The sequence below is a fragment of the Fictibacillus barbaricus genome (assembly GCF_031457135.1).
GTDB classification, from domain to species: Bacteria; Bacillota; Bacilli; order Bacillales; family Fictibacillaceae; genus Fictibacillus; species Fictibacillus barbaricus_A.
Map to the genome: position 1 here is coordinate 194,077 of NZ_JAVDWA010000004.1, position 23,370 is coordinate 217,446.

General features: G+C 38.1%; 26 protein-coding genes and 2 other annotated features. Of the genes, 4 read left to right on the top strand and 22 right to left on the bottom strand.

Translation table 11 applies throughout. The features are described from left to right. Nucleotides 1-15: 15 nt before the first annotated feature. Together pheS and J2X07_RS13325 are read right to left on the bottom strand one after the other, a co-directional pair. Nucleotides 16-1,050 carry a phenylalanine--tRNA ligase subunit alpha gene (pheS, locus tag J2X07_RS13320; RefSeq protein WP_310259463.1) on the bottom strand — a complete coding sequence of 345 codons (1,035 nt, stop codon included), beginning with the start codon at nt 1,048-1,050 and terminating at the stop codon, nt 16-18. Nucleotides 1,051-1,090: 40 nt separating this feature from the next. Further along, nucleotides 1,091-1,312: a binding site (T-box leader), on the bottom strand. 84 nt (nt 1,313-1,396) lie between these two features. Next, nucleotides 1,397-2,161, bottom strand: coding sequence for a TrmH family RNA methyltransferase (locus J2X07_RS13325; protein WP_310259465.1), 765 nt, complete (start codon nt 2,159-2,161; stop codon nt 1,397-1,399). A gap of 104 nt (nt 2,162-2,265) precedes the next feature. On the opposite strand from J2X07_RS13325, the gene sspI reads away from it, so the two are divergent. Next, on the top strand, nt 2,266-2,472 hold the full coding sequence (gene sspI / locus J2X07_RS13330) for a small acid-soluble spore protein SspI (protein ID WP_066291537.1): 207 nt from the start codon (nt 2,266-2,268) through the stop codon (nt 2,470-2,472). A 25-nt stretch (nt 2,473-2,497) separates the two neighbouring features. Here sspI and J2X07_RS13335 read toward each other — a convergent pair whose 3' ends face one another. Then, nucleotides 2,498-2,992, bottom strand: coding sequence for a dUTP diphosphatase (locus J2X07_RS13335; protein WP_310259471.1), 495 nt, complete (start codon nt 2,990-2,992; stop codon nt 2,498-2,500). A gap of 296 nt (nt 2,993-3,288) precedes the next feature. Continuing rightward, the gene (locus J2X07_RS13340; RefSeq protein ID WP_310259474.1) at nt 3,289-3,888 is read right to left on the bottom strand and encodes a TVP38/TMEM64 family protein; all 600 of its coding nucleotides are present in this window, start codon (nt 3,886-3,888) and stop codon (nt 3,289-3,291) included. A gap of 141 nt (nt 3,889-4,029) precedes the next feature. On the opposite strand from J2X07_RS13340, the gene J2X07_RS13345 reads away from it, so the two are divergent. Together J2X07_RS13345 and J2X07_RS13350 are read left to right on the top strand one after the other, a co-directional pair. Continuing rightward, nucleotides 4,030-5,370: a cytochrome ubiquinol oxidase subunit I gene (locus tag J2X07_RS13345; protein ID WP_310259476.1), complete on the top strand. Its 1,341-nt coding sequence runs from the start codon at nt 4,030-4,032 to the stop codon at nt 5,368-5,370. Between the two features lie 16 nt (nt 5,371-5,386). Further along, a complete protein-coding gene (locus J2X07_RS13350; RefSeq protein WP_310259479.1) occupies nt 5,387-6,412 on the top strand; it encodes a cytochrome d ubiquinol oxidase subunit II in 1,026 nt (341 codons plus the stop codon). Between the two features lie 6 nt (nt 6,413-6,418). Here J2X07_RS13350 and J2X07_RS13355 read toward each other — a convergent pair whose 3' ends face one another. The 9 genes from J2X07_RS13355 to J2X07_RS13395 form a co-directional block, all read right to left on the bottom strand. Then, a complete protein-coding gene (locus tag J2X07_RS13355) occupies nt 6,419-6,670 on the bottom strand; it encodes a DUF1294 domain-containing protein (protein ID WP_310259481.1) in 252 nt (83 codons plus the stop codon). Between the two features lie 76 nt (nt 6,671-6,746). Further along, on the bottom strand, nt 6,747-7,106 hold the full coding sequence (gene rplT / locus J2X07_RS13360) for a 50S ribosomal protein L20 (RefSeq protein ID WP_066291543.1): 360 nt from the start codon (nt 7,104-7,106) through the stop codon (nt 6,747-6,749). A gap of 37 nt (nt 7,107-7,143) precedes the next feature. After that, complete coding sequence (rpmI, locus tag J2X07_RS13365; RefSeq protein ID WP_310259485.1) at nt 7,144-7,347, bottom strand: 50S ribosomal protein L35; 204 nt, start codon at nt 7,345-7,347, stop codon at nt 7,144-7,146. A 23-nt stretch (nt 7,348-7,370) separates the two neighbouring features. Further along, nucleotides 7,371-7,874 carry a translation initiation factor IF-3 gene (gene infC / locus J2X07_RS13370; RefSeq protein WP_310259488.1) on the bottom strand — a complete coding sequence of 168 codons (504 nt, stop codon included), beginning with the start codon at nt 7,872-7,874 and terminating at the stop codon, nt 7,371-7,373. 739 nt (nt 7,875-8,613) lie between these two features. Then, nucleotides 8,614-10,521: a threonine--tRNA ligase gene (gene thrS / locus J2X07_RS13375; protein ID WP_396194214.1), complete on the bottom strand. Its 1,908-nt coding sequence runs from the start codon at nt 10,519-10,521 to the stop codon at nt 8,614-8,616. A 52-nt stretch (nt 10,522-10,573) separates the two neighbouring features. Next, nucleotides 10,574-10,800, bottom strand: a binding site (T-box leader). A gap of 65 nt (nt 10,801-10,865) precedes the next feature. After that, nucleotides 10,866-11,732 (bottom strand): sporulation protein YtxC, encoded by an 867-nt coding sequence (gene ytxC / locus J2X07_RS13380; protein ID WP_310259494.1) that lies wholly within the window; start codon nt 11,730-11,732, stop codon nt 10,866-10,868. A 272-nt stretch (nt 11,733-12,004) separates the two neighbouring features. After that, nucleotides 12,005-12,661, bottom strand: coding sequence for an amino acid ABC transporter permease (locus tag J2X07_RS13385; protein ID WP_310259497.1), 657 nt, complete (start codon nt 12,659-12,661; stop codon nt 12,005-12,007). 18 nt (nt 12,662-12,679) lie between these two features. Next, nucleotides 12,680-13,462, bottom strand: coding sequence for a basic amino acid ABC transporter substrate-binding protein (locus tag J2X07_RS13390; RefSeq protein WP_310259500.1), 783 nt, complete (start codon nt 13,460-13,462; stop codon nt 12,680-12,682). 232 nt (nt 13,463-13,694) lie between these two features. Further along, nucleotides 13,695-14,420, bottom strand: coding sequence for a Crp/Fnr family transcriptional regulator (locus J2X07_RS13395; RefSeq protein ID WP_310259503.1), 726 nt, complete (start codon nt 14,418-14,420; stop codon nt 13,695-13,697). A 157-nt stretch (nt 14,421-14,577) separates the two neighbouring features. Between J2X07_RS13395 and J2X07_RS13400 the strand changes: the two genes are divergently transcribed. Beyond that, nucleotides 14,578-15,078, top strand: coding sequence for a hypothetical protein (locus J2X07_RS13400; RefSeq protein WP_310259506.1), 501 nt, complete (start codon nt 14,578-14,580; stop codon nt 15,076-15,078). A gap of 55 nt (nt 15,079-15,133) precedes the next feature. Here the strand turns inward: J2X07_RS13400 and J2X07_RS13405 are convergent, their stop codons facing one another. From J2X07_RS13405 to speD, 9 genes are all read right to left on the bottom strand, one after another. Beyond that, complete coding sequence (locus J2X07_RS13405; RefSeq protein ID WP_310259508.1) at nt 15,134-16,765, bottom strand: b(o/a)3-type cytochrome-c oxidase subunit 1; 1,632 nt, start codon at nt 16,763-16,765, stop codon at nt 15,134-15,136. Then, complete coding sequence (locus tag J2X07_RS13410) at nt 16,762-17,232, bottom strand: cytochrome c oxidase subunit II (protein ID WP_310259510.1); 471 nt, start codon at nt 17,230-17,232, stop codon at nt 16,762-16,764. The genes J2X07_RS13405 and J2X07_RS13410 overlap by 4 nt, the downstream gene beginning before the upstream one ends. A gap of 12 nt (nt 17,233-17,244) precedes the next feature. Continuing rightward, a complete protein-coding gene (locus J2X07_RS13415; RefSeq protein WP_310259512.1) occupies nt 17,245-17,391 on the bottom strand; it encodes a cytochrome c oxidase subunit 2A in 147 nt (48 codons plus the stop codon). Nucleotides 17,392-17,870: 479 nt separating this feature from the next. Next, on the bottom strand, nt 17,871-18,977 hold the full coding sequence (gene mqnC / locus J2X07_RS13420) for a cyclic dehypoxanthinyl futalosine synthase (RefSeq protein ID WP_310259516.1): 1,107 nt from the start codon (nt 18,975-18,977) through the stop codon (nt 17,871-17,873). 132 nt (nt 18,978-19,109) lie between these two features. Continuing rightward, the gene (gene dnaI / locus J2X07_RS13425) at nt 19,110-20,054 is read right to left on the bottom strand and encodes a primosomal protein DnaI (RefSeq protein WP_310259518.1); all 945 of its coding nucleotides are present in this window, start codon (nt 20,052-20,054) and stop codon (nt 19,110-19,112) included. Nucleotides 20,055-20,066: 12 nt separating this feature from the next. Then, nucleotides 20,067-21,470, bottom strand: a complete 1,404-nt coding sequence (locus J2X07_RS13430) for a replication initiation and membrane attachment family protein (RefSeq protein WP_310259520.1) — start codon at nt 21,468-21,470, stop codon at nt 20,067-20,069. A gap of 73 nt (nt 21,471-21,543) precedes the next feature. Beyond that, nucleotides 21,544-22,005, bottom strand: a complete 462-nt coding sequence (nrdR, locus tag J2X07_RS13435; protein ID WP_310259521.1) for a transcriptional regulator NrdR — start codon at nt 22,003-22,005, stop codon at nt 21,544-21,546. A gap of 72 nt (nt 22,006-22,077) precedes the next feature. Then, a complete protein-coding gene (locus J2X07_RS13440; RefSeq protein WP_310259524.1) occupies nt 22,078-22,467 on the bottom strand; it encodes a cytosolic protein in 390 nt (129 codons plus the stop codon). Between the two features lie 346 nt (nt 22,468-22,813). Beyond that, a complete protein-coding gene (gene speD, locus J2X07_RS13445; protein WP_066396744.1) occupies nt 22,814-23,197 on the bottom strand; it encodes an adenosylmethionine decarboxylase in 384 nt (127 codons plus the stop codon). Nucleotides 23,198-23,370: the final 173 nt, after the last annotated feature.

Below are 23,370 nucleotides of genomic sequence, written 5' to 3' on the forward strand. Positions count from 1 at the left end.
TAAATCCTCCCCCGTTTACACATTTTTGAATTGTTTTAAGAACCGGATATCATTTGCATAAAAGTGACGGATATCATCAATACCATACTTAAGCATCGCGATACGTTCTGGTCCCATTCCAAATGCAAACCCTGTATATTCCTTAGAGTCAAATCCAGCCATCTCTAGAACATTCGGATGTACCATACCCGCTCCTAAAATTTCAATCCACCCCGTTTGTTTACAAATCGAGCACCCTTTTCCGCTGCACTTAAAGCAGGAAATATCCATTTCAACTGACGGCTCTGTAAAAGGGAAAAAGCTTGGGCGTAATCTGATTTTGCGGTCTTCCCCAAACATTTTCTTAGCAAACGTTTCAAGAACTCCTTTTAAATCACTTAGGCGAACGTTACGATCAACGACTAGACCTTCAATTTGCATGAACTGATGAGAATGTGTCGCATCATCATTATCACGGCGATATACTTTACCAGGAGAGATAATTTTCACTGGACCCGTTCCTTCGTGCTTTTCCATTGTTCTCGCCTGTACAGGAGATGTTTGTGTACGAAGCAAGATATCTTCTGTAATAAAGAATGAGTCTTGCATGTCACGAGCAGGATGGTTTTTCGGCAAGTTAAGTGCTTCAAAATTATAATAATCCGTTTCTACTTCTGGACCTTCAGCGATCGTAAAACCCATACTTAAAAATAGATCTTCAATTTCCGTAACAACTGAAGTAAGCGGATGTGCATTACCATGTTTTACGGGTCTTCCCGGTAAAGTTACATCCAATGTTTCTTTTGCCAGTTTTTCTGAAATGGCTGCTTCTTCTAAAATGGCTTGTTTTTTATCGATTTCAAGCTGAATACTGTCTCTCACTTCATTTGCATAAGCCCCGATAACAGGTCTTTCTTCAGCAGATAATTTTCCCATGCCCTTTAACACTTCTGTTATAGGACCTTTTTTTCCTAAGTAAGATACTTTTACAGCTTGCAGATCTTTAAGATCATGGCTTTCGCTGATTTTTCCGATTGCTTCCAATTTCAAGGCTTCTAAACGTTCCTTCACCTTACAATCCCTCCTTAAAATATAAAAAACTCCTCATCCAATAAGGGACGAGGAGTTCGCGGTACCACCCAATTTAACAATGATTAAACACTGTTCACTTCATTTAGATAACGGCTCTTCACCGGTCAGCCCTACTCGATCATTCAGGTGACAACTCAAGAGTGAATTCAATAATCCCTACCAAAGAAATGCTTGCAGTCCAGGACATTTCCTCCCTAATTGGCGGTTTTGATTATTTACTATTCTCCATCAATGTTATTTTTTCATTTTCATTTAGTCTTGTTCCATTATATATGATAAAAATCAGAAATTGCAACGTATGTCAGGTACATTGACCGAAAAAAGGTTATCTTTTACGTTGAAGCTCATAAAGAAGAATACCTGTCGCTACTGAGACATTCAAAGATTCAGCCTTACCGAAGATCGGTATTTTCACATTCATTGTTGACTCATTCTGAAGTGCCGGCTGAACACCAGAGCCTTCATTTCCTACAATTAAAGCAAATCCTTTCGTTTCCGGCACTTCCCTCATATCAACGGCATCAGATAGAGATGTGGAATACACAGGAATATTCAATGATTGGCAATCAGATAATGCCTTTTGAAGATCTTTTTTTACGATTGGAAGATGAAAGATGGATCCTTGAGTAGAACGAACCGTTTTCCCATTGAAAAGATCGGCTGTTCCCTCTCCTAAAAAAACACCATCCAGACCAGCACTGTCTGCGGTCCGAATAATGGTTCCAAGATTTCCTGGATCCTGAACTCCATCAACAAATAAGTACCGGCCGTTTTCCTTTAAAATTTCCTCAGGTTCAGCAGGCATTTCACAAACAGCAATAATCCCTTGAGGTTTTTCTGTTTCAGATAAAATTTTCATTATTTTTGCAGGAACTGTCCAGAGCGTAAATTTTTCTTTTAGCCATTCGTCTTTCATTTCAAAATTCTCTTCAACAATAACATGAACTAATGCAGCCCCAGAAGCTATGGCTTCTTCTATAAGATGAGGTCCTTCCAATAAAAAAGTACCCGTTTTTTCTCTCTCTTTTTTTGTATGTAATTTTTTCCACTGCTTAATGGATGCATTTGATTCTGATTCAATGTACTTCATACTCATTAAACTCCTTTAAAACATAAAATATTTATTTTGATTCATAAAACATCTCCAATACGTACACAATAAAAAAAGAAAAAAATAATAGAGGTGCTTATCTAATGAATCTTGATTTAAGAAAAGCGGTTTTGCATAACGTTACTGGAAATAATAAAGAGCAGCTGCAGGATACAATTGTAGATGCAATCGAAAGCGGAGAAGAAAAAATGCTTCCTGGTCTTGGTGTTCTTTTTGAAGTGATCTGGAAAAATTCAGACGAGCAAAAAAAAGAAGAGATCTTAACAACTTTATCTAATGGTTTAAAATAAAACCCGGTACTCCGGGTTTTATTTGTTAATAACCCGTATTTTGACGTTCATGATTCACAAGATTTTTTTCTAAGTATGCGGCCTCGATTTCCTCATAACTAAACCCAAGTTTCGTTCCAAGCCTCATAAAATCTTCAAAAAATGAAACAAACTCATTTTTAGAAAGCTTGCTGGATCCCGCTTGATACAAAGATAAAAAAACATCCGTTAATTCTATTTTGTCCAATTTTGATTGCATTTTAACCTGATCAGGCAGCTGAACATCAGTGATCTCCAAATCAAGCCCTATCGATAAAACGAAATGCAGCCCATCAACATATTCTTCTAATACCGTCTCTTTTGAAGAAGACGATTTTTTGCTCCAATACTTAAAACATCTTGTCTCATTTGCAAGCTCTCCAAGTTCAACGAGAAACGCTAAACGTCTTTTATCATATAATTCTTCATTTTTTAATTGATGTTCTTTAACAATGCGGCTGTTTAGTTCTTTTTGCATTGAAAACAGTCTTTGAATGTTCACTGTTATTCCCCTGCCTTTCATTCCTAAGCTATTATAACGTATTTTAGAAAATTAGGGTGTTGTAACTTCGGTGCTTTTGTAAGTGGTTGATTTCCGCTCCCGGATGCTCGCTTTCCGCGGGGCAGGCGGTGAGCCACATTCGTACGTTTCACTTATATAAGTGTCTCACCTGCCCGCCTGTCCCGCAGGAGTCTCGCACCTTGCACTCCAATCAACTTACCAAAGAAGAAAAAAGAATAATTCGAACCAAAAGCAACAAGCTTTTAGTAAGGGGAGCAAAAATAAAAAAGCATGCCTTAAGCAGACATGCTCTTGGTTTCTGATTTATTTCCTTCCTCGAAAAAATCACTCCATTTGATAATCAGTTCTTTTCTTCTTAATAGATAAAACAGAATGGATAAACCAATTAAGAGCGAGATTGAAGTGATCAGCGAAAGTGAAAGGATGACAGATCCGAAAGAAGAATAAATGACCGCAAGTGGAATATTAGAAATAATGCTTGCTTTCGTATATTCCTTAAAATTTGAAGAGATATCTATTAAACAAAGACTCAACAGATGAAAGTGCATAAAAGGAACCATTTTTAATATCGCAATCTGTCCTACAGAAAAGGGCATTCTTTTACCGATCCATTTCTTTTGAAGTTTTTTTATTTTCCCCATCAGCTTCGGCATACCCTTCATGCCCCAATAAAATAGAACACTAGATAACGTTATACCGATGACAGAATAAAGAGTACCCGCCACCGCTCCGAATAATAGCCCTCCCGTTAAACAGATTAAACCTACCGGCAAAAATAAGAACTGCCTGAAAGCTTGCAGCATAATAAAAACACAAGGGGCGAATATTCCACTAAACTTTAAAACTTCTATGAACATGCTCGTATCTTTTAACACTTTACACCCCCCTTTTAAGTCAGCATATGACAGCAGACGAGCCGTATATGACAATTTAATACCCGAATAAGAACTGCAATTTTATGACATCATAAACATAGATTGATACTTTTCGTGTTTCGGCTTAAGGGAGGATTACATATGAATACGGTTATACTTGCTAGAGCTTTTTTCGGCACATCACTAGGTTTTCATATCATTTTTGCAACTCTCGGTGTAGGGATCCCATTAATGATCGTGATCGCTGAAATTATCCATCAAGTAAAAGGGGATAAAGATTATGCGATTATGGCAAAGCGATGGACGAAAGCATTTGCCGTGTTATTAGGAGTTGCTATACCATCAGGAACCATCGTTGGGGTTCAGTTATCCCTTTTGTGGCCAGGCTTTATGGAGATTGTCGGAAAAGTAATTTCTCTTCCTTTTCAGATTGAAATTTTTGCTTTTTTCCTGGAAGCACTTTTCATGTCCATTTATGTTTATGCAGCAGACAGACTACCGCCTTATTTTAGATTGATCTCTGTATTTTTCGTAGCATTTGGTGCTGTTGCATCAGCTATATTAATCACTGCAGTTAATACTTGGATGAACACACCGGATGGCTTTAAGATCAAACCTGACGGAACGATTTATGATGTCCAGCCATGGGATGCATTCTTTAATCCCAGCTTTTTATCAGCCGCTTTCCATGTAGCCATAACAGCCTATATGACAGGGGCATTTGCAGTCGCTTCGGTAGCCGCTTTTAAACTATTAAAAAAACGTTCCGAAAAAGAAAAAGCCTATCACTTAAAAGGTTTATTCATGTCTTTAATAGTCGCGTTCGTTATGAGCTTCGTTTCAGCTCTTTCGGGACATCATTCAGCTCAAATTCTTCATGAACATTCTCCAGAAAAATTAGCAGCGGCAGAAGGACTTTTTGATACACAGCGATATGCACCCCTTGCAATCGGAGGATACACAGATCCCAAAACAGAAGAAGTGAAATATGGCATCGAAATTCCATGGGCACTCAGCTGGTTGGCTGGAGGAACATTTGATACTGAAGTAAAAGGACTTTATGAATTCCCCCGTGAAACGTGGCCGCCGTTTTATGTTCATACTTTATTTAACCTGATGGTTGGGATTGGAACCTTATTACTCGGACTTGCTGGTGTGGTATTGCTCTACTGGTGGTTCTTAGTGAAAAAAAAGAACAAGACATTTCCAAAGTGGCTATTATGGAGCTTGGTCTTATCTGGGCCATTATCAATGCTCGGAATTGAATTCGGGTGGGTTTTCAGCTGCAGCGGCAGACAGCCATGGACCATATACAGGGTTCAAACGACAGCAGAAGCAGCTACTAAAAATGAAAATCTTGGAATGCTTTTCCTGCTCTTTTTGCTTCTATATGCAGTTTTAAGTGTGCTAACAATTTTAATATTAACGGCTTATTTTAAACGAAATCCGGTATCAAAAGATATGGATAAAGTGTACGGGTAGAGTGGAGGTATGAAGAATGAGTGAAGAGGTAATCGCGATATTAATCATGTGGACCTTTATTTTTGTCTATAGTATTTTTGGTTCTATTGATTTTGGTTCAGGTTTTTGGGCAATGGTATACAACAATCACAAAACAATGGCCGGCAAAATAGCAAATCGATTTCTATCCCCTACATGGGAATTAACAAATACTTTTCTCGTTCTTTTGGTCGTTGCATTCGTCGGTTTTTTTCCGAAAGGTGCTTATACGCTCGGCACGGTTATGCTTGTGCCCGTATCACTGATTCTGTTTTTCTTAGCGATACGAAGTGCATTTATGGTATTCTCCTACTCTGTTCAAGGTTATCGTAGAGCGATGTTCACGATTTCAGGTATTTCAGGGGTTTTAATCCCCTCTTTACTGATTGCTGTTCTGCCGATCTCTCAAGGAGGATTTATCGCAGGAGATCTGTCCAATCAGACATTACTGCTCGGAAAATTATTTTCAAGCCCAACGCTTTACCTGTATGTATTATTTGGTCTAACTTCTGAACTATACTTGTCTTCGCTTTTTTTAGCTGATTATTCACGGGTGTCCAATAATGAAGAAGCGTACAAGCTTTATAGAGGAAATGCTATTTTGCTCGGACCACTAACATTAATTGCTGCCTTGTTTACCCTTATGTTTATACCACCCGAATCAGCATGGCTGATCGATAATCTTAGAGAACAAAAAATATGGTTTATTTTATCCCTAGCAGCTTTTCTGATCGCATACGCTGCCCTTTGGTGGCCAAAACAAAACCGCCCAGGTATTGGACGGCCGCGATTTACTTTGCTATTCACCGTATCACAATACGGCCTTGCTAGTTATGGTTATGGAATGGCACATCTCCCATATATCGTTTATCCCGACTTAACCATTTATCAGGCATTTACTGCAAAAAGCACCTTCTACTCTTTAATGGTTATGTATATAGTCGGTCTTGCCATCCTAACTCCAGGTTTTTATATTTTCTGGAGACTCTTTTTAAAAGACAAACGATATTTACAGCAAGATTAACGCGTATTATGAAAACCAGCCTGCAAAGATTGTTATCACAAGACTCAAAAATGGCAGTCCATATTTAAAAGTCAGATGCTTCGTTTTATGTCTGTACTTTTTCATCGCAAGCCACATTCCTGGTGCCCCGCCTAAGAAGGCAAGTAACCAAAGACGTCCTTCAGGAGTTCGCCATTCTCCTTTTTGTGCAGAGCGTTTATCTTTTTTCATCACAAAATAGGCAGTAATATTTAAAACGATTAAATAAAAGATTAACAACTTATTTCCCTTTTCCTTTCAGAATGAAAAAAGATCATCTCCGTCAAATGAGGAAATGATCTTTTCTTTTCGTAATTTAAGCTTTTAGGCTGTCTTTTGCTTTAGAAGCTAATTCAGCGAAAGCTTTTTCATCTGTAATTGCGATCTCAGAAAGCATTTTACGGTTAATATCGATCCCTGCTAATTTAAGACCGTGCATTAAACGGCTGTAAGAAAGACCGTTTGTACGAGCAGCAGCATTGATACGAGTGATCCAAAGCTTACGGAAATCACGCTTCTTTTGACGACGGTCACGGTAAGCGTACATTAAAGATTTGAATACTTGTTGTTGTGCTACTTTAAATAATTTATGTTTAGAACCGAAATAGCCTTTAGCCAGCTTAAGAACTTTTTTACGACGACGACGTGTTACATAGCCACCTTTTACTCTTGGCATATTAAAAACCTCCTATTTTTAAATCACTTATAAATGATTAGCGTTTTTTGTAAGTTAACAACGTGCGGATACGTTTGTAATCACCGCTGTGGACAAGTTTCGCTTTGCGAAGTTTACGCTTAGCTTTAGTAGACTTGTTAGCGAACAAGTGACTAGTATAAGCGCGCCCACGCTTTAATTTACCTGATCCAGTTTTTCTAAAGCGCTTTGCAGCACCTTTATGAGTTTTCATTTTAGGCATAATGGTTTCCTCCCTGGTAAAAATTATTTTTCGGCTTTAGGTGCTAGGATAAGAAACATGCTTCGTCCTTCCATTTTCGGTGAAGTTTCCACCGTAGAAAGATCTTCACATTCTTTCGCTAATTTCTCCAATACCGTTTTTCCGATTTGAGAATGAGTAATTGCACGTCCACGGAAACGAATACTTGCCTTTACTTTGTCGCCTTTTTCAAGGAACTTGCGGGCATTTCTAAGCTTTGTATTAAAATCGTTTTCCTCGATTGTTGGACTAAGACGAATTTCTTTCGTCGTAATAACCTTTTGGTTTTTTCGTGCTTCACGATCTTTACGTTGCTGCTCGTATTTAAACTTGCCATAATCCATAATTTTGCATACTGGCGGTTTAGCGGCAGGAGCAACGAGAACAAGATCAAGGTTTGCATTTGTCGCAAGGTCTAAAGCTTCCTGTCTTGATTTAATGCCTAGCTGGCTTCCATCTGGACCGATTAAGCGAACCTCACGAGCTCGAATGCCATCATTGACAGACACGTCCTTACTAATAGTAAGTCACCTCCGAATTTTTTCAGTGAGTGTTAAAACACTGCACATGTTATTTCTGCAAATAAAAAAAGCGTCGGCGCATATATCACCCACACACAAATCGGCTATGTACTACTGACATGCCAGAATTCATCCTACCTATCAACAATCCCATGATGGACGTCAAAATTAGGTGAGAAGCGGGTGCTTCTGCTTGTTTGATGCTTATGCTTATTTTATTAACCTAACATACTATAACATATTGGTGTGAATTGTGTCAATTAACGAAATAAATAACAACGAGATTAATTTTACTTCGTTTCTCGAGTTATTGCAAGAGTTTTTTTAGGAATATCTTTTAAAAGGCAGTTTTCACAATCCTTGTTGTTTTTGAGTGCAGTTGATCTCCGTTTCAGGATCCTCACTTTCCGCGGGGCGTGCGGTGAGCCCCCTCATCGCACTGCAACATTGAATGGTCTCACCTGTCTAGCTACAGCGGCTAGCCCCTCGAGGATAAAAATTAAATGGTCTCGAAGGTAAAAAGCACCTTCCTTTTTGTCAGATAACGTCTCATTTTGTCAGCTCGGGACTTTATGTAAAAAACTCGGTGGAATATTAGAAAAACTTGTTGAATTATCCTTTAAACTCGGTGGATTATTTCGTTTAATTTTTCAATATACGGATAAGTACAGAAAAAAGACCCAAAAATCGCAGCAAAATGCAATTTTTAGGTCGGATTTTTTAAAATTTATCTTTTTTCGTTTATTTTAGCTAAAATCATATCTCTGAAATCTTCATAAGAAACAGTTTCTGATTTTTGTTCGCCATACTTTCGAACGTTAACAGCATGGTCTTCGATCTCTTTGTCACCAAGAACAAGCATGTAAGGAATCTTTTTCATTTGGGCTTCTCTGATCTTATAGCCCATTTTCTCGTTTCTTGTATCAATGTCCACTCTAACCGCATATTTCTTTAGATCTTCTTGAAGTTTATAAGCATACTCATTATGAACATCAGAAACTGGAATCAGCTTAACTTGTACCGGTGCTAACCATGTTGGGAAAGCTCCTGCAAAATGTTCAACAAGAATTCCTAAGAAACGGTCGATTGAGCCATAGATTGCACGGTGGATAACAACAGGACGTACTTTTTGGTTATTTTCATCCACATATGTTAAATCGAACTTCTCCGGCATTTGGAAATCCAGCTGGATTGTCGCACATTGGTGGCTTCTCTTAAGAGCATCTTTAATGTGGAAATCGATCTTCGGACCATAGAATGCTCCATCGCCTTCGTTTAAGTGGTAATCCATACCTAAATCTTCTAGCACGTTTTTCAATGCGCCTTCCGCTTGTTCCCAAAGGCGATCATCACCCATAGAATCTTCAGGACGAGTAGATAGTTCTACTGAATACTCAAAACCGAAAGTACTGTAGATCTTATCTACAAGTTTAAATACGTTTTTAATTTCACTTTCGATCTGCTGAGGAGTCACAAAAATGTGAGCATCATCTTGGCAGAAAGTACGTACACGAATCATACCATTTAGTGCACCGCTGTATTCGTGACGGTGAACTTGGCCAAACTCAGCCATTCGAACAGGGAGATCTCTGTATGAGTGAAGCTTGTTTTTAAAGATCAGCATGTGACCCGGACAGTTCATCGGCTTCATCGCAAACTTTGTATCGTCTACTTCTGAGAAATACATGTTTTCATGGTAGTGATCCCAGTGCCCAGATTGTTCCCAAAGACGCTGGTTCATCATGAACGGTGTGCGGACTTCATCATAATCTACTTGACGCTGAAGCTCACGAGAGAAATTCTCAAGCTCTGTTCTAATAATTTGGCCATTTGGAAGATAGAACGGCATACCAGGCGCTTCTTCTGAGAACATGAATAGCTCTAATTCTTTTCCAAGTTTACGGTGATCACGCTTTTGAGCTTCCTCAATAAAGTGCAAGTATTCGTCTAATTCTTTTTGATTTAAGAAAGCTGCTCCATAAATACGCTGAAGCATTTGGTTGTCGCTGTTACCGCGCCAGTAAGCACCTGAAATGCTCATAAGCTTATAGGCTTTGATTTTTCCTGTAGAAGGAACATGCGGCCCGCGGCATAGGTCAAAAAATTCACCTTGCTCATAAATCGTAATCTTTTCCCCTTCAGGAAGATCGCGGATCAATTCTAGCTTTAAATGATCGTTAAGTTCTTCATAGATAGATAATGCTTCTTCACGTGTTACTTCTTTACGTACGATTGGAAGGTTTTCATTTACGATCTTTTTCATTTCTTTTTCAATAGAAGGAAGATCTTCTGGAGTCAGGACATGTGACATATCCACATCATAGTAAAATCCATTATCGATAACAGGACCGATTCCTAATTTCACATCCGGGTATAGGCGTTTTAATGCTTGTGCCAGCAAATGTGCATTTGAGTGACGTGTCATTTCCAGACCGTCTTTTGAATCTTGCATTACGATCTCAATTGAGGCATCTTCTTCAATTGGACGTGAAAAATCAAATAATTGGCCGTTCACTTTTCCTGCAACTGCTTTTTTCTTTAAACTGGGGCTAATGCTTTCTGCAACTTGTTCAGAAGTTACCCCTTTCGGAAATTCCTTAACTGAACCGTCAGGGAATGAAATCGAAATTGACATTAAAAACATCTCCTTTTAATAAAAAATGAAAACAAAAAACACCCGTCCCTAAAGAAGGGACGAGTGATAATCTCGTGGTTCCACCCTTGTTCCGCAATTATGTAAAAAAATGCGGCACTCGGACAGTATAACGGACTGCTGCCGTCAGCGATTACTGTATGTTTCACCGCTGAAGTTCCAAGGTGGTAAAGCAAATTTCCGTGTTAGGAAGCTTTCAGCCAAGACTTCCCTCTCTATAAACCGTAAAATTTTGCTTCTTGTCCTTATCAATACTGATCAATTGATAAAATTATAACCATATTATATGCAGTTCTATTTTAAAAAGCAAGAGCGTGAGATGAATATTACTGCTTTTTATGAAATATTTTCTTGTTCCGGTAAGACATCTTTTCAATTGACGAAATAGTGATGGTTTCTTGAAAAATATTTTTAACGGTGTGAAGGAGCGGATGATCAAGATCGTACGAGTAAATATGAGCAGAAGCAGGTGCTAAACCAATGAGCGGACCTAACAAGCGAGCATCTAAGCTTGTGACTTTCGATAATTTAACGGCTTGTTCATGTAACCTCTCCAGTTCGTTACCGGATAAAGGATTTTGATTTTCATCAAGAATAACAACCTTTTCTTTATCAAAAATAATCACGATATTCCGTTTGGAAAATGACTTCTGTTTCGTTACACATGACCTCAATTGCTCTACAAACATTTGATACTCCAATTCTAATTTATACTCGTCTATTGCACATTCAACAAGTTTCAAAAGGATGGCTAAATACTCCTTTAAACGAAACTTTAAAAACGATTCAAACTCTAAATACGGAAGCGATGACTGAAAAAGCGACTGCCACTGCTTCCGGATCAAGCCATTTAAACTTGGAAGATTTTTAGTCTCGGGGATTCCTTCAATTTCACCTGAAATAATACTTTTCGTTATTGAGAAGATTTCCTTTTGTTCTGATGAATCTGTATAAAAAAATAAGTGCTCTATCATATCCTTTAAACAAATATCCTCTACCTTATTTCTTGTGAATTCTGTTAACACATCCAAAATAATGTCTTGGTCTTTCTCTATGTGCAACTCTATAATTTTAGATGAAGTTTCAGATAATTTGGCAAAGGAAGGGGTTATTTTATATTTTACTGCTGCTCTTATCATATTTTTAAGAACGGTGGTTCCGTCGGATGGGTGTAAAAAAGCAATCGCGATCAAACAAGTCCCTCCCATATAAAATTCTCAATAATACACTATATGGGACCAGGTCTTAAAACATGTTAGAAAAAGTATTAATTTAGAGATTTAGGAATGAGCCATACTTGCAGACCTGCGGCGAGTTAGTGCGGCAGAAAGGTTAAGGAATTGTAGATTAGAAGAAAGAAGCTTTTTTACACGTGATTCTGGCATAAATGAAAATGCTGAAAAGAAATCGCAATTAATCAATCATATAGAAAAAAACAGCCCGGATAATCCGAGCTGTCAACTGCTTAATCATAAACAAATTTCCGTTCGATTTTTGAAAGTATAAAAGCCATTCCAAGAGTAAGGATGAGATACATTAATGCAGCAGTCATATATGGTTCCCACGGGCGGTAATATTCACCCATCATCGCTCTTGCATAATACATCAGCTCTGGTGTAGCAATAATCGAAACGAGTGACGAATCTTTGATTAATACGATAAATTCATTCCCTAGAGGCGGGATCATTCTTCTGGATGCCTGAGGAAGAATAACGTGTTTCATAGCTTGTACATGATTCATTCCTAATGACTTGGCCGCCTCCATCTGACCTTTATCAATGGATTGTATTCCTGCTCGAAATATTTCCGCTATATATGCGGCGGCATTAAGCGATAAGGCGAGAACACTTGATACAAAAACATTAGGCGGTTTCATAATAAGCGGCATAAAAGCTGAATGAATCAATAAAATTTGAACAAGAAGCGGGGTTCCTCGAAAGAAACTGATATACCACAAACAGGGCAAGCTGATTAGACGCTTTTTCGTCATTTTGCCTAATCCGATAAATAACCCTAGAATGGTCCCAAATAAAATACTTAAAAGTGACAGCTGTATAGTGGTTACTGTTCCTTTTAGAAACAGCGGCATGTACTCTCTAATGATTTGTAATGAATAGTCCATGTAGTCCTCCAGCTAGAATTATTGTTTTAATGCGTCTACATTCGGTTCTTCACCAAACCACTTTTTATAAATCTCAGCATATTTTCCACTGTCGATCACTTTTTTCATCGCTTTGTTGATTTCATCCTGGTGGTCGCCATCTTTAGGAAAAATAATACCGTAAAATTCACTATCAAAATTTTCTTTATCACTGATCGTAACTAACTTTTTATCTGGATTGTTTTTTTCATATTCCTTTAATACACCATTATCAGCAACAACTGCTTCAACTTCTCCATTTAATAAAGCTTGTATGGCTAGAACATTGCTATCAAACTTTTTAATATTTTCATTTTTACCGAACATTTTCTCAAGTGCTTCCTGTCCTGTTGTACCATTTTGAACACTTACTTTTTTACCTTCTAAATCTTTTGCACTTTTTATTGGCGAACCTTCTTTCGTTAAAATCATGTTGATTGATTCAAAATATGGAGAAGAGAAATCATACGTTTTCTTTCTTTTGTCATTGATCGTTATCGCAGAGATACCTGCATCCACCTCTTCATTTTGAAGAGCAATGAATAAAGGGTCCCAGCCAGTGTTCTTTAATTTGTAATCTAAATCTGCTTCTTTCATGACGGCATCTAGAACATCCACATCAAAGCCGACAATTTTGTCTCCATTTAAAGACTCAAAAGGGGCATATGCGGCATCCGTTCCTATTGTTAATTTTTTGTCATCTGAACCAGTACTTCCACAAGCTGCAAGCAGAGCTGCAGATAGGCCAATGATTCCTACTTTAATGGTTTGCTTCAAATTCATTCCATAAATCCCCCTTTATGCTAAATATTCTTTTATTATACACAATATTTTTAATTTAAGGAAAATTCAATTTATTTTTTTGTCAAAACAAGTCTGATTTCGTAATCTTTGTTGCCATGAGTATTGTTTTCAAGTGCTCCTTTTCCACGTGGATGTACAGTCAATTACCGCGGCGCTAAGCAAATGCAATAAAAAAAAGAGCCTTATATCAAGACCCTTTTTCACACCCCTGTTAAATTCTGCAAATTTCGATTGGACAATCTTCACAGCTGCATGCTTCTTTCAGTTTATTAAGCTTTATTATTTTTAATTTACCTTCACTTTCTAATGAAACGACACCGTCTTTTTTTAGGGTACTCAGCATTCTATTTACCGTTTCTCGAGTTGTTCCAATTAATTCTGCCAAATCATTATTCGTGAACGTTTGGGAGATTACGATTCCAGTAGGAGTCATGATTCCATACGAATTAGCCAGCCTGATTAAAGTGGAACAAAGCGCACCTTTTTTCCCGTATAACATCAAATCTCTAAATTTAGATCGTGTAATCGCATGCATATTACTCATCCATCTCATGAATTCAACTGCAACATCTCCATGCTGCCAAATGATTGTTTCAAGATCCTGCTGCTGAATAATTCCTATTTCACAATGTGCTGTAGCCTTTGCACTATAATTGTACCGGGAATCAGCTGTGATCCCTAACTCTCCGATTAAGTCACCTTCTTGAAAAATATATAAAACTAACTCTTTTCCGTCCTCGGCAAGTTTAGTAATTTTTATCTGTCCTTTTTTCATATAATACAATTGGTCGGCTCTATCTGAATCAAGAAATAAATATTGATCTTTTTCTATTACCCTTGGATACATGATACTTTCTAAATATTGAAAGGATTGTTTAGAAAAAATATCAGTATTTTGGTAGGAACAGAAATTTTGTTGCTGAACGCAGGCACTCATCTTACTACCTCCCCGCTTCTATTGTTTCCATTATAATCCACAAACTCTAAATTCGTTGTGATTTAAATCACACTATTTATGAACAATGTGTGATTTTTGATACATCTTTTCAATCCCCTTTCGTTTATTCTACAATTGGAAAGGAGGATTTAAACGAATGACTGCTGCTGTAATATTAACGATTCCCATTCAAGATGCTCAGATTCATATGTTCAACAAAACGAAAATAATAGAATTAATTTCTGAAATCAAGCCCTTTTTTAGTGAAATTATAGTAATTAGTGACCATCCTTCCAGCTATCTCCCTTATGTAAAAGACAGGGCACGTATTCTTACTCCGTATCAAAAAAGAAATGGCTTATTATCATCACTTTATACTGCTTTATCTTTAACAAAATCAGAAGACGTGTGGATCCTTCATGAAGCAATGAAATTTCCGGGGATACACTTATTCTCGGAATTAAAAGCGCTGAAAGATAAAAAAAACTCTCCGGCCGTTATCTTTGATGAGAAATATAAAAATAGTTTTTTATATAGTATGTTTGATAAACGTGTATTAAAGCATTTAAATAATATAGTAGCAAATAGCAAAACTCATGTTGATCTGTTTCTCAATCAAATTAACTATACACAGGCTGCCATTTCTGATCACCTCTAAAAAAAGCTGGTTCCAATGCGCTCATGATGCATTGGAGCCAGCTTATATTTTTTATTTACCAATACTTAAACCCTCGAGATCCTGGCGGAGCGTGTTCAATCATGTGCCAGAATGGAATCGTGTACGCAAACAATATGAGAACCGCACATATCCCTACCCAAACCTTCCAATTTTCTAATAAAGCTGGGGTCTTTGCAGCTCCCTCCTCCACTTCTCCTACTGGAAATTCCATTACACCTTTAGGAGCTTTGAAAGCCAAATAACCAATAATGTAAATCAAAAGCAATATGGCAGCAAAGAGGATGGTTCCCCCAATTGCCATTGAAACTTGATAAGGAATCCAATCCGTCGCAATTGGACTGTCATTATATGTTGTATATGCCGTTCTTCGCGGGGCTCCGAACAAACCAACTAGATGCATCGCACCTGACATAAAGAACATGCCTGCCGCCCACATGATTGTTTGAATGATGCCTAATCGATTCATTAACGGCGTCAGCGTTCGCCCTGTCAAGTAAGGAACAAGCCAATAGCTGATTCCAAAAAAGGTTAAAGCGACAGTAGACGCTACCGTTAAATGAAAATGCCCTGTAACCCACAATGTATTGTGTATAACCTGATTCAATTGGTGACTTGCGTTAATGATTCCCCCCGCACCTGCAGGAATAAAGATGAGCATCCCAACCATTGGTGCAAAAAAACGCACGTCATTCCATGGTAAAACTTTAAACCAGCCAAAAATTCCTTTTGCTCCTTTTTTTCTGCCAGCTGTTTCAAAACAAGCAAACATGGAAAAAGCAGTCATCAATGAAGGTACAATAACCATAAACGTCAATACCACTTGGAGGAACTTCCAATTGTGAGAGATACCCGGTTCTAACAGCTGGTGATGAAAACCGACCGGTATACTGAACAAAAGAAATAAAACAAATGCAAGCCGTGCTAATGCATCACTGAAAATTTTCCCGCCGATAATTTTAGGGATAACAACATACCAGCACATATAGGCCGGCAGCAGCCAAAAATAAACGAGCGGATGGCCAAAATACCAAAAAAGTGTTCGGCTTATCAAAATATCAATCTTATCAACCCAGCCTATTGACCAAGGAATGAACTGCAAGATTACAGTTGCAGCAACCCCAAGTGTAGCGATAAACCATAAAGCCATGGTCATTACAGCCATATAACTAAAAAGAGGAGAAAGGTTGCTTTTTGTTCTGCGTTTCCAAATATAATATTGGTTCCACATAGAAAATGCGCAAAGCCAACTTCCGACTATAACATGGACAAGTGCAACATAAAACCAAGGTGAAGCTTGTAATGGAGCGTAAAATGTATATAACACCGTAGCTTTATTTAAGAGAATAAAAACAGTGGCGAGACCCGTTCCAAACGTCATCATTACAAAACCTAACCAGCCTGATCTTCGGGGAACGTCATATAATTTTCCCATAGTCCTACTGATCCCCGCATATAAAAAACCGATAATAAAAAAAGTAGTAAAGATAAGTGCCAATAAAACGCCATGAGCTGTTAATAATTGATAATAGCCAATAGACAGCGGAAGTGTAATGACACCTCCTCTAACGAGAGATTGCAAGAGACCTGCTATCGCCCCTATAAAAAGCGCGATAAAACTAACTGTCAAAAATGCTAAACTTAATTGTGCATCTTTCTTGTTGATCATAATGTCACCTCCAATGTGACAGCCATCAACTGGTGTCCTGCTCCACAATACTCATTGCACAAAATTAAATACTTGCCGGGCTTATCGAAGGTATGTGTAATTTCACTGACATAGCCAGGTGTGATCATCATATTTACATTTGTTGATGGAATCTCAAACCCATGAACAACATCAGTACTAGTCACTTTAAAATGTACTGTGGATCCTAATGGAACTTTCATTTTTGAAGGGGTATAAGTAAAAGCTTGTGCCAGCATCACAGCTTCATATTCTTTGTCTCCGATTTTGTTCAAGCCGGGCTTGTCAAAAGGAGCAGTGACAGCAGCTTTTTCAGGGTCGATTGTCTCCATATGACTTGGAGGCTGATTCCCCATCGCAAAAGCAGATACGCCAACAATTAATAAAAAGATCGTCAAACATACAGCTCCCGACCACAGCCAAATCTTTTCGTATTTATGAATATGCATATCCCTAACCTCCTAACGTGATAGATACAGCAAATATACAGCTGCCCAAGATAAAACAATAAACAGACCTACTCCGAAAACGGCGTACAAAGTTCCCATTAACTCTTTTTCCTTTTTTACTGGTGCTACAGGCTTCTTGGACTTTTCCAGCTGCGGCATCTTCACTCCCCCTTTACGTTTCACACTTACAGAATAATCGCAATAAAAAAATACCGCAGTGACAAATGTCATACGGTATAAATAAAAGGCAGATTTCTAAAAGATTGTTGCATTTATCTTATTTTATTGTCTTCAGTGACAGTTGATTAAAGTGCAAGGTGCGAGACTCCTGCGGGACAGGCGGGCAGTCCGAAAAGCGGAAGCGGTTTGGTCAGCCCCGACAAGCAAAAGAGAAATGGGCTAAGAAGGCGCTTTTTGCCTTCGGGACCATTAAAATTTTGACCTCGAGGGGCTAAGCACTGCAGCCAGACAGGTGAGACACTTATACGTGAAACGTACGAATGTGGCTCACCGTCTGCCCCGCGGAAAGCGAGCAGCCTGGAACGGAAATCACCTACTTTCAAAAGCAACAATGATTGCGAAAAGTTCCAAATAAAAAAAGCACCTGCAGCACTTATCGTGCAGTCAGGTGCTTAGATTTAGTTTTGCATGACAAAGTCTTTTTCTGCTTGTTCTTCGTCATGGAAGACGCGAAGTGTTTCATATTTCGTATTTCGCTGTGCAGGGATCTTGCCAGCTTCACGAATTAAACGCAAAGTTAAGTTCGTGTTTACTTTATGTGTTGTACCTGCTGCCGACACAACATTTTCTTCCATCATTGTGCTTCCAAAATCATTACATCCATAATGGAGCGATTTTTTTCCGACTTCAGGTCCCATTGTAACCCATGAAGATTGGAAGTTTGGAATGTTATCTAAGAAGATACGAGAGATCGCAACATTTTTTAAATATTCTCGAGGCGTTGTTTTTTCAGCTTTCATATTTGTATTGTCTGGTTGGAATGTCCATGAAATAAAAGCTAAGAAACAATTTGTCTCATCTTGTGCATCACGTACGCGCTTTAGATGCATGGCTCGTTCTTCAAACGTTTCACCAAATCCGATAACCATCGTAGCGGTTGAATGGAGACCAACCTTTTTGGCAGTTTTCATACATTCAATCCACTCAGTCCATGAACCTTTAAGACGACTGATTTTCTTTCTAGTACGGTCATCTAAAATCTCCGCTCCGCCTCCTGGCAATGAATCAAGACCAGCAGATTTTAACTCACGAAGAACTTCTTCAAGAGATAATCCTGAAACTTCAACCATTTTCCAAATTTCTGCAGGTGAAAAAGAATGCATCGTAATAGAAAAACGCTTCTTAATCTCACGCAGTAAATCTGTATAATAACTAAAAGGCAGATTCGGGTTCGTTCCGCCTTGCATTAATATTTCAGTTCCGCCAACATCAATCGTTTCTTGGATCTTTTGGAAAATAACATCGTCATCTAAGACATATCCTTCATCACTGCCTGGTGCTCTGTAGAAGGCACAAAATCTGCAATATGTATCGCAAAAGTTCGTATAGTTTACATTACGGCCAATTACAAAAGTAGTGATAGGTTCAGGATGCCACTTCTTCATAATCTGATCGGCTACTTCCCCCATACGTTCTACTTCATCACTTTCATAAAGTTTAACGGCATCTTCTACCGATAAACGTTCTCCGTCTAATGCTTTTTGTAAAATAGATTCAATACTCATCGGTAACCTCCGAATCCTAATTCTTATAGACCTATCCTATCATATTTTTCATTTATAGACAGCTTTCAAGGTTAGTAATTAGAAAAAACGCACAAAAAAAACCCTCCTGTCACAAATGAGACAGGAGATCTATTAAAAATCTTCTCTGAAATTTTTACTGCCGCCCATAAACACAGCATGACTTGAATGCTTGATTCGTTCCATAATACGTAATGCTTTCACTTCATCCAATCCGCCTTTTTGCGAGAAAGATAAATGCTGCTGCAGCATGTCATAATCACAATTGGATGTATAAAGGGTTGGAAGCCTCTCCATCATCCTATATTGGAGGATTACGCCTAAAATTTCGTCACGCACCCAATTTGTCATGTTTTCTGCACCGATATCATCCAGCATGAGAACAGGTACTGTTTTTAACAATTTCATTTTCGAATCAAAGCTTCCATCTGATAAGGATTGCTTCATTTCTCTTAAAAACTCAGGCGTGTGAATCATAAGTGAGTGGATGCCTTTTTCGGCTAGGCCGTTCGCAATTGCGCCCAGCAGATATGTTTTACCAACACCGAACTTTCCGTAAAAATAAATTCCTTTACTCTTTTGTCCAGCACCTGCTGTTTGAACAAATTCATAGGCTTTCTGAATGGCGATACTCCGCGCTTCATCCATATTAGGGTTGTAAAGCCGCTCAAACCTCGCATCGAGAATTTCTTTAGGAATAAAGTAACTCTTTATTAAGGATGACATCGATTTTTTTTGATCATCTATCATTTTCAGTTCGCAGGGCTTGTACCGAAGTTCAACAGTCTGACGGACTTTTGTCAGCTCAGACCGATACCCTTTCATTAAATTAGGGCAGTTTTCCAGGCCAGGACAATTACTGCAAGCCAGCTGTTCATTTCTATACGTGTAAAAGTTCGATAATAGCTTTTCCGCTTGCACATCAGAAATATCAGGGTTCTCTCTTAAAAAACGCATCACGTTTGGATCTGTAAGGACTTGCTGCTTCATAAGTTCATATTTTTCTTGAAACTTATTAAATCCCGGCATATTCTTGACAGACTCTTTAATTGATTCCATGTTTATCCCCCCTTACTTCGATTTGTTCGCTAAACTTTCAAGCCATTTGCGATTTTCTTCTTCATCATAATACAAAGTGTCAGATTCTGTGTTATTTTTAGAAACGCTATTTTCAGATGAATCTTGTTTCAGCCAATCCGGAAGTTGAACACTCGGCTTTTGCTGTTTTCCATTGTAATAGCCAGTTGTTTTAGTTTTCTTGTCTTGCCAATCTTTATATTTTCTTTTCTCCTCACGAGCCAAAGCCATTGCTTCTGGCACCGTTTGAATTCTTTTTCGTGCCCAATGCGAAGAAATGCGTTCTATTAGTCCTTTTGCAAGTTTCATATCATTTCCTGATAAAACATAATCCAAGAGAACATTCGTTACACCCGGTGTTAAGTTTTGATCCAGCATACAATAAGCGACCAGCTTTAAATCGACTTCTGCAGGTGTTGTACCACTATAGTCTTCCAATAGACGATACGGCGAAACTTCCTCAAAATACTTAATCAGTTCTTCTTCTTTTGTTTTCGGTTCCATACCTTGCATCGCCTTAAGAGGAATTGGCTGTGTTCTAAGAGCTAACACCGGCAGCCCTTCTTCATGTTCAAAACGGTACCACTTCTGAACCTCACGCCTGAGATTTTCAACACTGATCTCTCCAGTTGAATAATAAACATTTTGAATCTGCCTGCTCATATCAATGGGCTCAAGCTGATAAATATAGGCTAGCTTATAGATTGCTTCCTTAAGCTGAGAGTTTAATACTTCTTTTGGGACAATAAAAGTAGAGATTTGGTTAACCATTGCTTCAAAATCAAACGTGTCTTCTATTAGAGAAAGCTTGCCTCTCGTTCCCTTTCCGAAAAGTGTCCGGTCTCTTGTCTCTGCATTCTCTGTAATTTCGGAAAAATTTTTAGATGCCATCTCTGAAGGATGCAGTGAAGTAAACACCTCACTAAATGATGCTGTGACATCTGTATAACTAGATGAATCTGTAAAAGGCACCTGGAATGAATCCCTTACTTCTATAAATCTGTTCTGACCGAGACGGTTATATAAATAGATACTTAAAAACCCATCCGTAAAAAATTCTTTTGGCGATAACGGCATCTGCAATTCGTACAAATATTCCCTTGTCTGTTCATTATCTTGTGTGAATGTTTTTAATAAACCGATCGCTTCCAGCTTTTTTCTTCCAGATAAAATATCCTTTAAAGAAAATTGAGTAATGTTCATTAGATGCTGATGTTTCTTTTTTTGTTGATTCATAGTTGCTTCACACCATAGAGTCATATACAGACTATAAGCAAAAGCACCTACTAACGGCTGATATAACATCGTCAGTACTTTTTGATCGATTTCATGCAAAAAGCCTTTACTTTGGACGGAATACGCATCAACGGGCACCACTTCTTGAAAATGTACCGTCATCGTTTTCACCCTTTATTATCTATAATTTGTTTAATTGGAACAAAAAGAGCGCTATAGACGTACACCAGACGCTTTAACGCTCATCTTTTTTGATCAGTTCTTTTAATTCCTGAATAAAAACGTTAATATCCTTAAATTGACGGTAAACAGACGCAAACCGAACATAGGCCACCTCATCTGTTTGTGACAGATGTTCCATGACTTGTTCACCAACAGCAGTACTCGAAATTTCGGATGTTCCACTGTTTCTCAATTCTTTCTCTATATTATCTACTATGTTTTCAAGAGTCTCTAATGGGACGGGTCTTTTTTCACAAGCTTTAATAAGACCTCTTAGAATTTTTTCACGGCTGAATTCTTCTCGTTCACCGTGTTTTTTAACAATGATAAGCGGTGTTTGTTCTACCGTTTCAAAAGTTGTAAATCGATAATTGCATAATTCGCATTCACGTCTGCGACGAATAGACCGTCCACTATGTACCGGTCTAGAATCAAGCACTTTTGTTCCATTGTGCTGGCAAGAAGGACACCTCATTGTAATCATCCCCAAAAAGTTTTCTGTACTAGTTCTATCTTAAAGAAAAGAAAAGAGTGTGACAAGCTATTCCTATAATTTTTCCGCCATAGATGTACCCGAAAATGGAAGCTGATTTTTTATTTCATTATAAATTTTAATAATAAGGCGTTTATTTTTGCCGAAGTTAAAAGCCGATTCAGTTGATGCGGTAATATCTACCGCCGTTCTGTTTGGCTGAACAGTGATCACGCTCATGACAACAAAAGCATTCTTTGGCTCCTGGGCTTCGAATGTTACTTCTCCTCGATCTTCGGAGAAACCAAGTTCACGAAAATTACTATCATTCTCAATAATCTTTTTTATCTCACGAAGAACTTCCTTCTTATTAGCTTTAAAATAATGGGTTCTTAATGATTCATCAACATGCGTTTCACTCGTTTCGGCATGGCTGTCCAATAGATTTTGAAGTTTTTTAAACATACAACACCTCCAAAACATGATAATTTATATCGTATTATTCCGTATTCTTATTAAAAGACTGTTTTTTGAAATCTTTGGTGTTTTTGGAAGTAGCTGATTTACATTCCAGGATACTCGCTTTCCGGGGGGCGTGCGGTGAGCCACATTGGTGCTTTGCACCTGCTGTGTCTCACCTGTCACGCTCATCCCCAAGGAGTCTCGCACCTTTCACTCCAATCAACTTATCAATGAAGTCGCTTTAAAAAAATGAACAAAAACAGTAATCTTTTAGAAAACAGATTTATAAAGAGCAAAAAATAAAAAAGAGGTGTGATTAGCCCACACCTCGTTTACATTCTGTTTTTAATTATTGTGCTGTAACTTTGGATTTGGCTACGGAAATTGGACCCATTCCACGAGGAACTTCCAAATTTTCACGTTTTTTAGCGCCTAATGCTTCTGAAATATAATCAGCAGCTACGTTAGGATCGATTCGATCTCCACACGTATAAACATCAATACTTGCATAACCATGCTCAGGAAAGCTGTGAATTGTTAGATGAGATTCAGAAATAATAACAACACCACTCACACCATGTGGAGCAAATTTATGAAATGCAACCTCACGAATTTCTGCACCAGCTTTCAATGCAGCATCTACGAAAGTCTCTTCAATAAATTTCATGTCGTTTAATTTTTCAGAATCACAACCCCATAACTCAGCAATTACGTGTCTTCCCATTGTATCCATTAGCATAGTCCCCCTTTAAAAATAATCATGCCTTCAAGCATGCGGTATCGAACATCTACCACGGGGGCAAGTTAGTCCAAAGAGGTCCTAACCCTTTAAGTAGCATTCAATGCCTTTAATTGCTTTAATTGAAGTTCACGAAAAATAGTATACTTCTTTTAAATTCGATTTGC

What these genes read in the sequence shown, in the direction of transcription:
- J2X07_RS13385 (WP_310259497.1), bottom strand. Translation starts at nt 12,661, where the DNA reads ATGGACTATTCATTACAAATCATTAGAGAGTACATGCCGCTGTTTCTA.
- sspI (WP_066291537.1), top strand. Translation starts at nt 2,266, where the DNA reads ATGAATCTTGATTTAAGAAAAGCGGTTTTGCATAACGTTACTGGAAAT.
- J2X07_RS13415 (WP_310259512.1), bottom strand. Translation starts at nt 17,391, where the DNA reads ATGCCGCAGCTGGAAAAGTCCAAGAAGCCTGTAGCACCAGTAAAAAAG.
- J2X07_RS13405 (WP_310259508.1), bottom strand. Translation starts at nt 16,765, where the DNA reads ATGATCAACAAGAAAGATGCACAATTAAGTTTAGCATTTTTGACAGTT.
- J2X07_RS13440 (WP_310259524.1), bottom strand. Translation starts at nt 22,467, where the DNA reads ATGTTTAAAAAACTTCAAAATCTATTGGACAGCCATGCCGAAACGAGT.
- speD (WP_066396744.1), bottom strand. Translation starts at nt 23,197, where the DNA reads ATGGATACAATGGGAAGACACGTAATTGCTGAGTTATGGGGTTGTGAT.
- mqnC (WP_310259516.1), bottom strand. Translation starts at nt 18,977, where the DNA reads ATGAGTATTGAATCTATTTTACAAAAAGCATTAGACGGAGAACGTTTA.
- J2X07_RS13395 (WP_310259503.1), bottom strand. Translation starts at nt 14,420, where the DNA reads ATGAGTGCCTGCGTTCAGCAACAAAATTTCTGTTCCTACCAAAATACT.
- J2X07_RS13345 (WP_310259476.1), top strand. Translation starts at nt 4,030, where the DNA reads ATGAATACGGTTATACTTGCTAGAGCTTTTTTCGGCACATCACTAGGT.
- J2X07_RS13430 (WP_310259520.1), bottom strand. Translation starts at nt 21,470, where the DNA reads ATGACGGTACATTTTCAAGAAGTGGTGCCCGTTGATGCGTATTCCGTC.
- J2X07_RS13350 (WP_310259479.1), top strand. Translation starts at nt 5,387, where the DNA reads ATGAGTGAAGAGGTAATCGCGATATTAATCATGTGGACCTTTATTTTT.
- J2X07_RS13410 (WP_310259510.1), bottom strand. Translation starts at nt 17,232, where the DNA reads ATGCATATTCATAAATACGAAAAGATTTGGCTGTGGTCGGGAGCTGTA.
- J2X07_RS13400 (WP_310259506.1), top strand. Translation starts at nt 14,578, where the DNA reads ATGACTGCTGCTGTAATATTAACGATTCCCATTCAAGATGCTCAGATT.
- thrS (WP_396194214.1), bottom strand. Translation starts at nt 10,521, where the DNA reads ATGTCAATTTCGATTTCATTCCCTGACGGTTCAGTTAAGGAATTTCCG.
- J2X07_RS13325 (WP_310259465.1), bottom strand. Translation starts at nt 2,161, where the DNA reads ATGAAGTACATTGAATCAGAATCAAATGCATCCATTAAGCAGTGGAAA.
- rplT (WP_066291543.1), bottom strand. Translation starts at nt 7,106, where the DNA reads ATGCCAAGAGTAAAAGGTGGCTATGTAACACGTCGTCGTCGTAAAAAA.
- rpmI (WP_310259485.1), bottom strand. Translation starts at nt 7,347, where the DNA reads ATGCCTAAAATGAAAACTCATAAAGGTGCTGCAAAGCGCTTTAGAAAA.
- dnaI (WP_310259518.1), bottom strand. Translation starts at nt 20,054, where the DNA reads ATGGAATCAATTAAAGAGTCTGTCAAGAATATGCCGGGATTTAATAAG.
- nrdR (WP_310259521.1), bottom strand. Translation starts at nt 22,005, where the DNA reads ATGAGGTGTCCTTCTTGCCAGCACAATGGAACAAAAGTGCTTGATTCT.
- J2X07_RS13390 (WP_310259500.1), bottom strand. Translation starts at nt 13,462, where the DNA reads ATGAATTTGAAGCAAACCATTAAAGTAGGAATCATTGGCCTATCTGCA.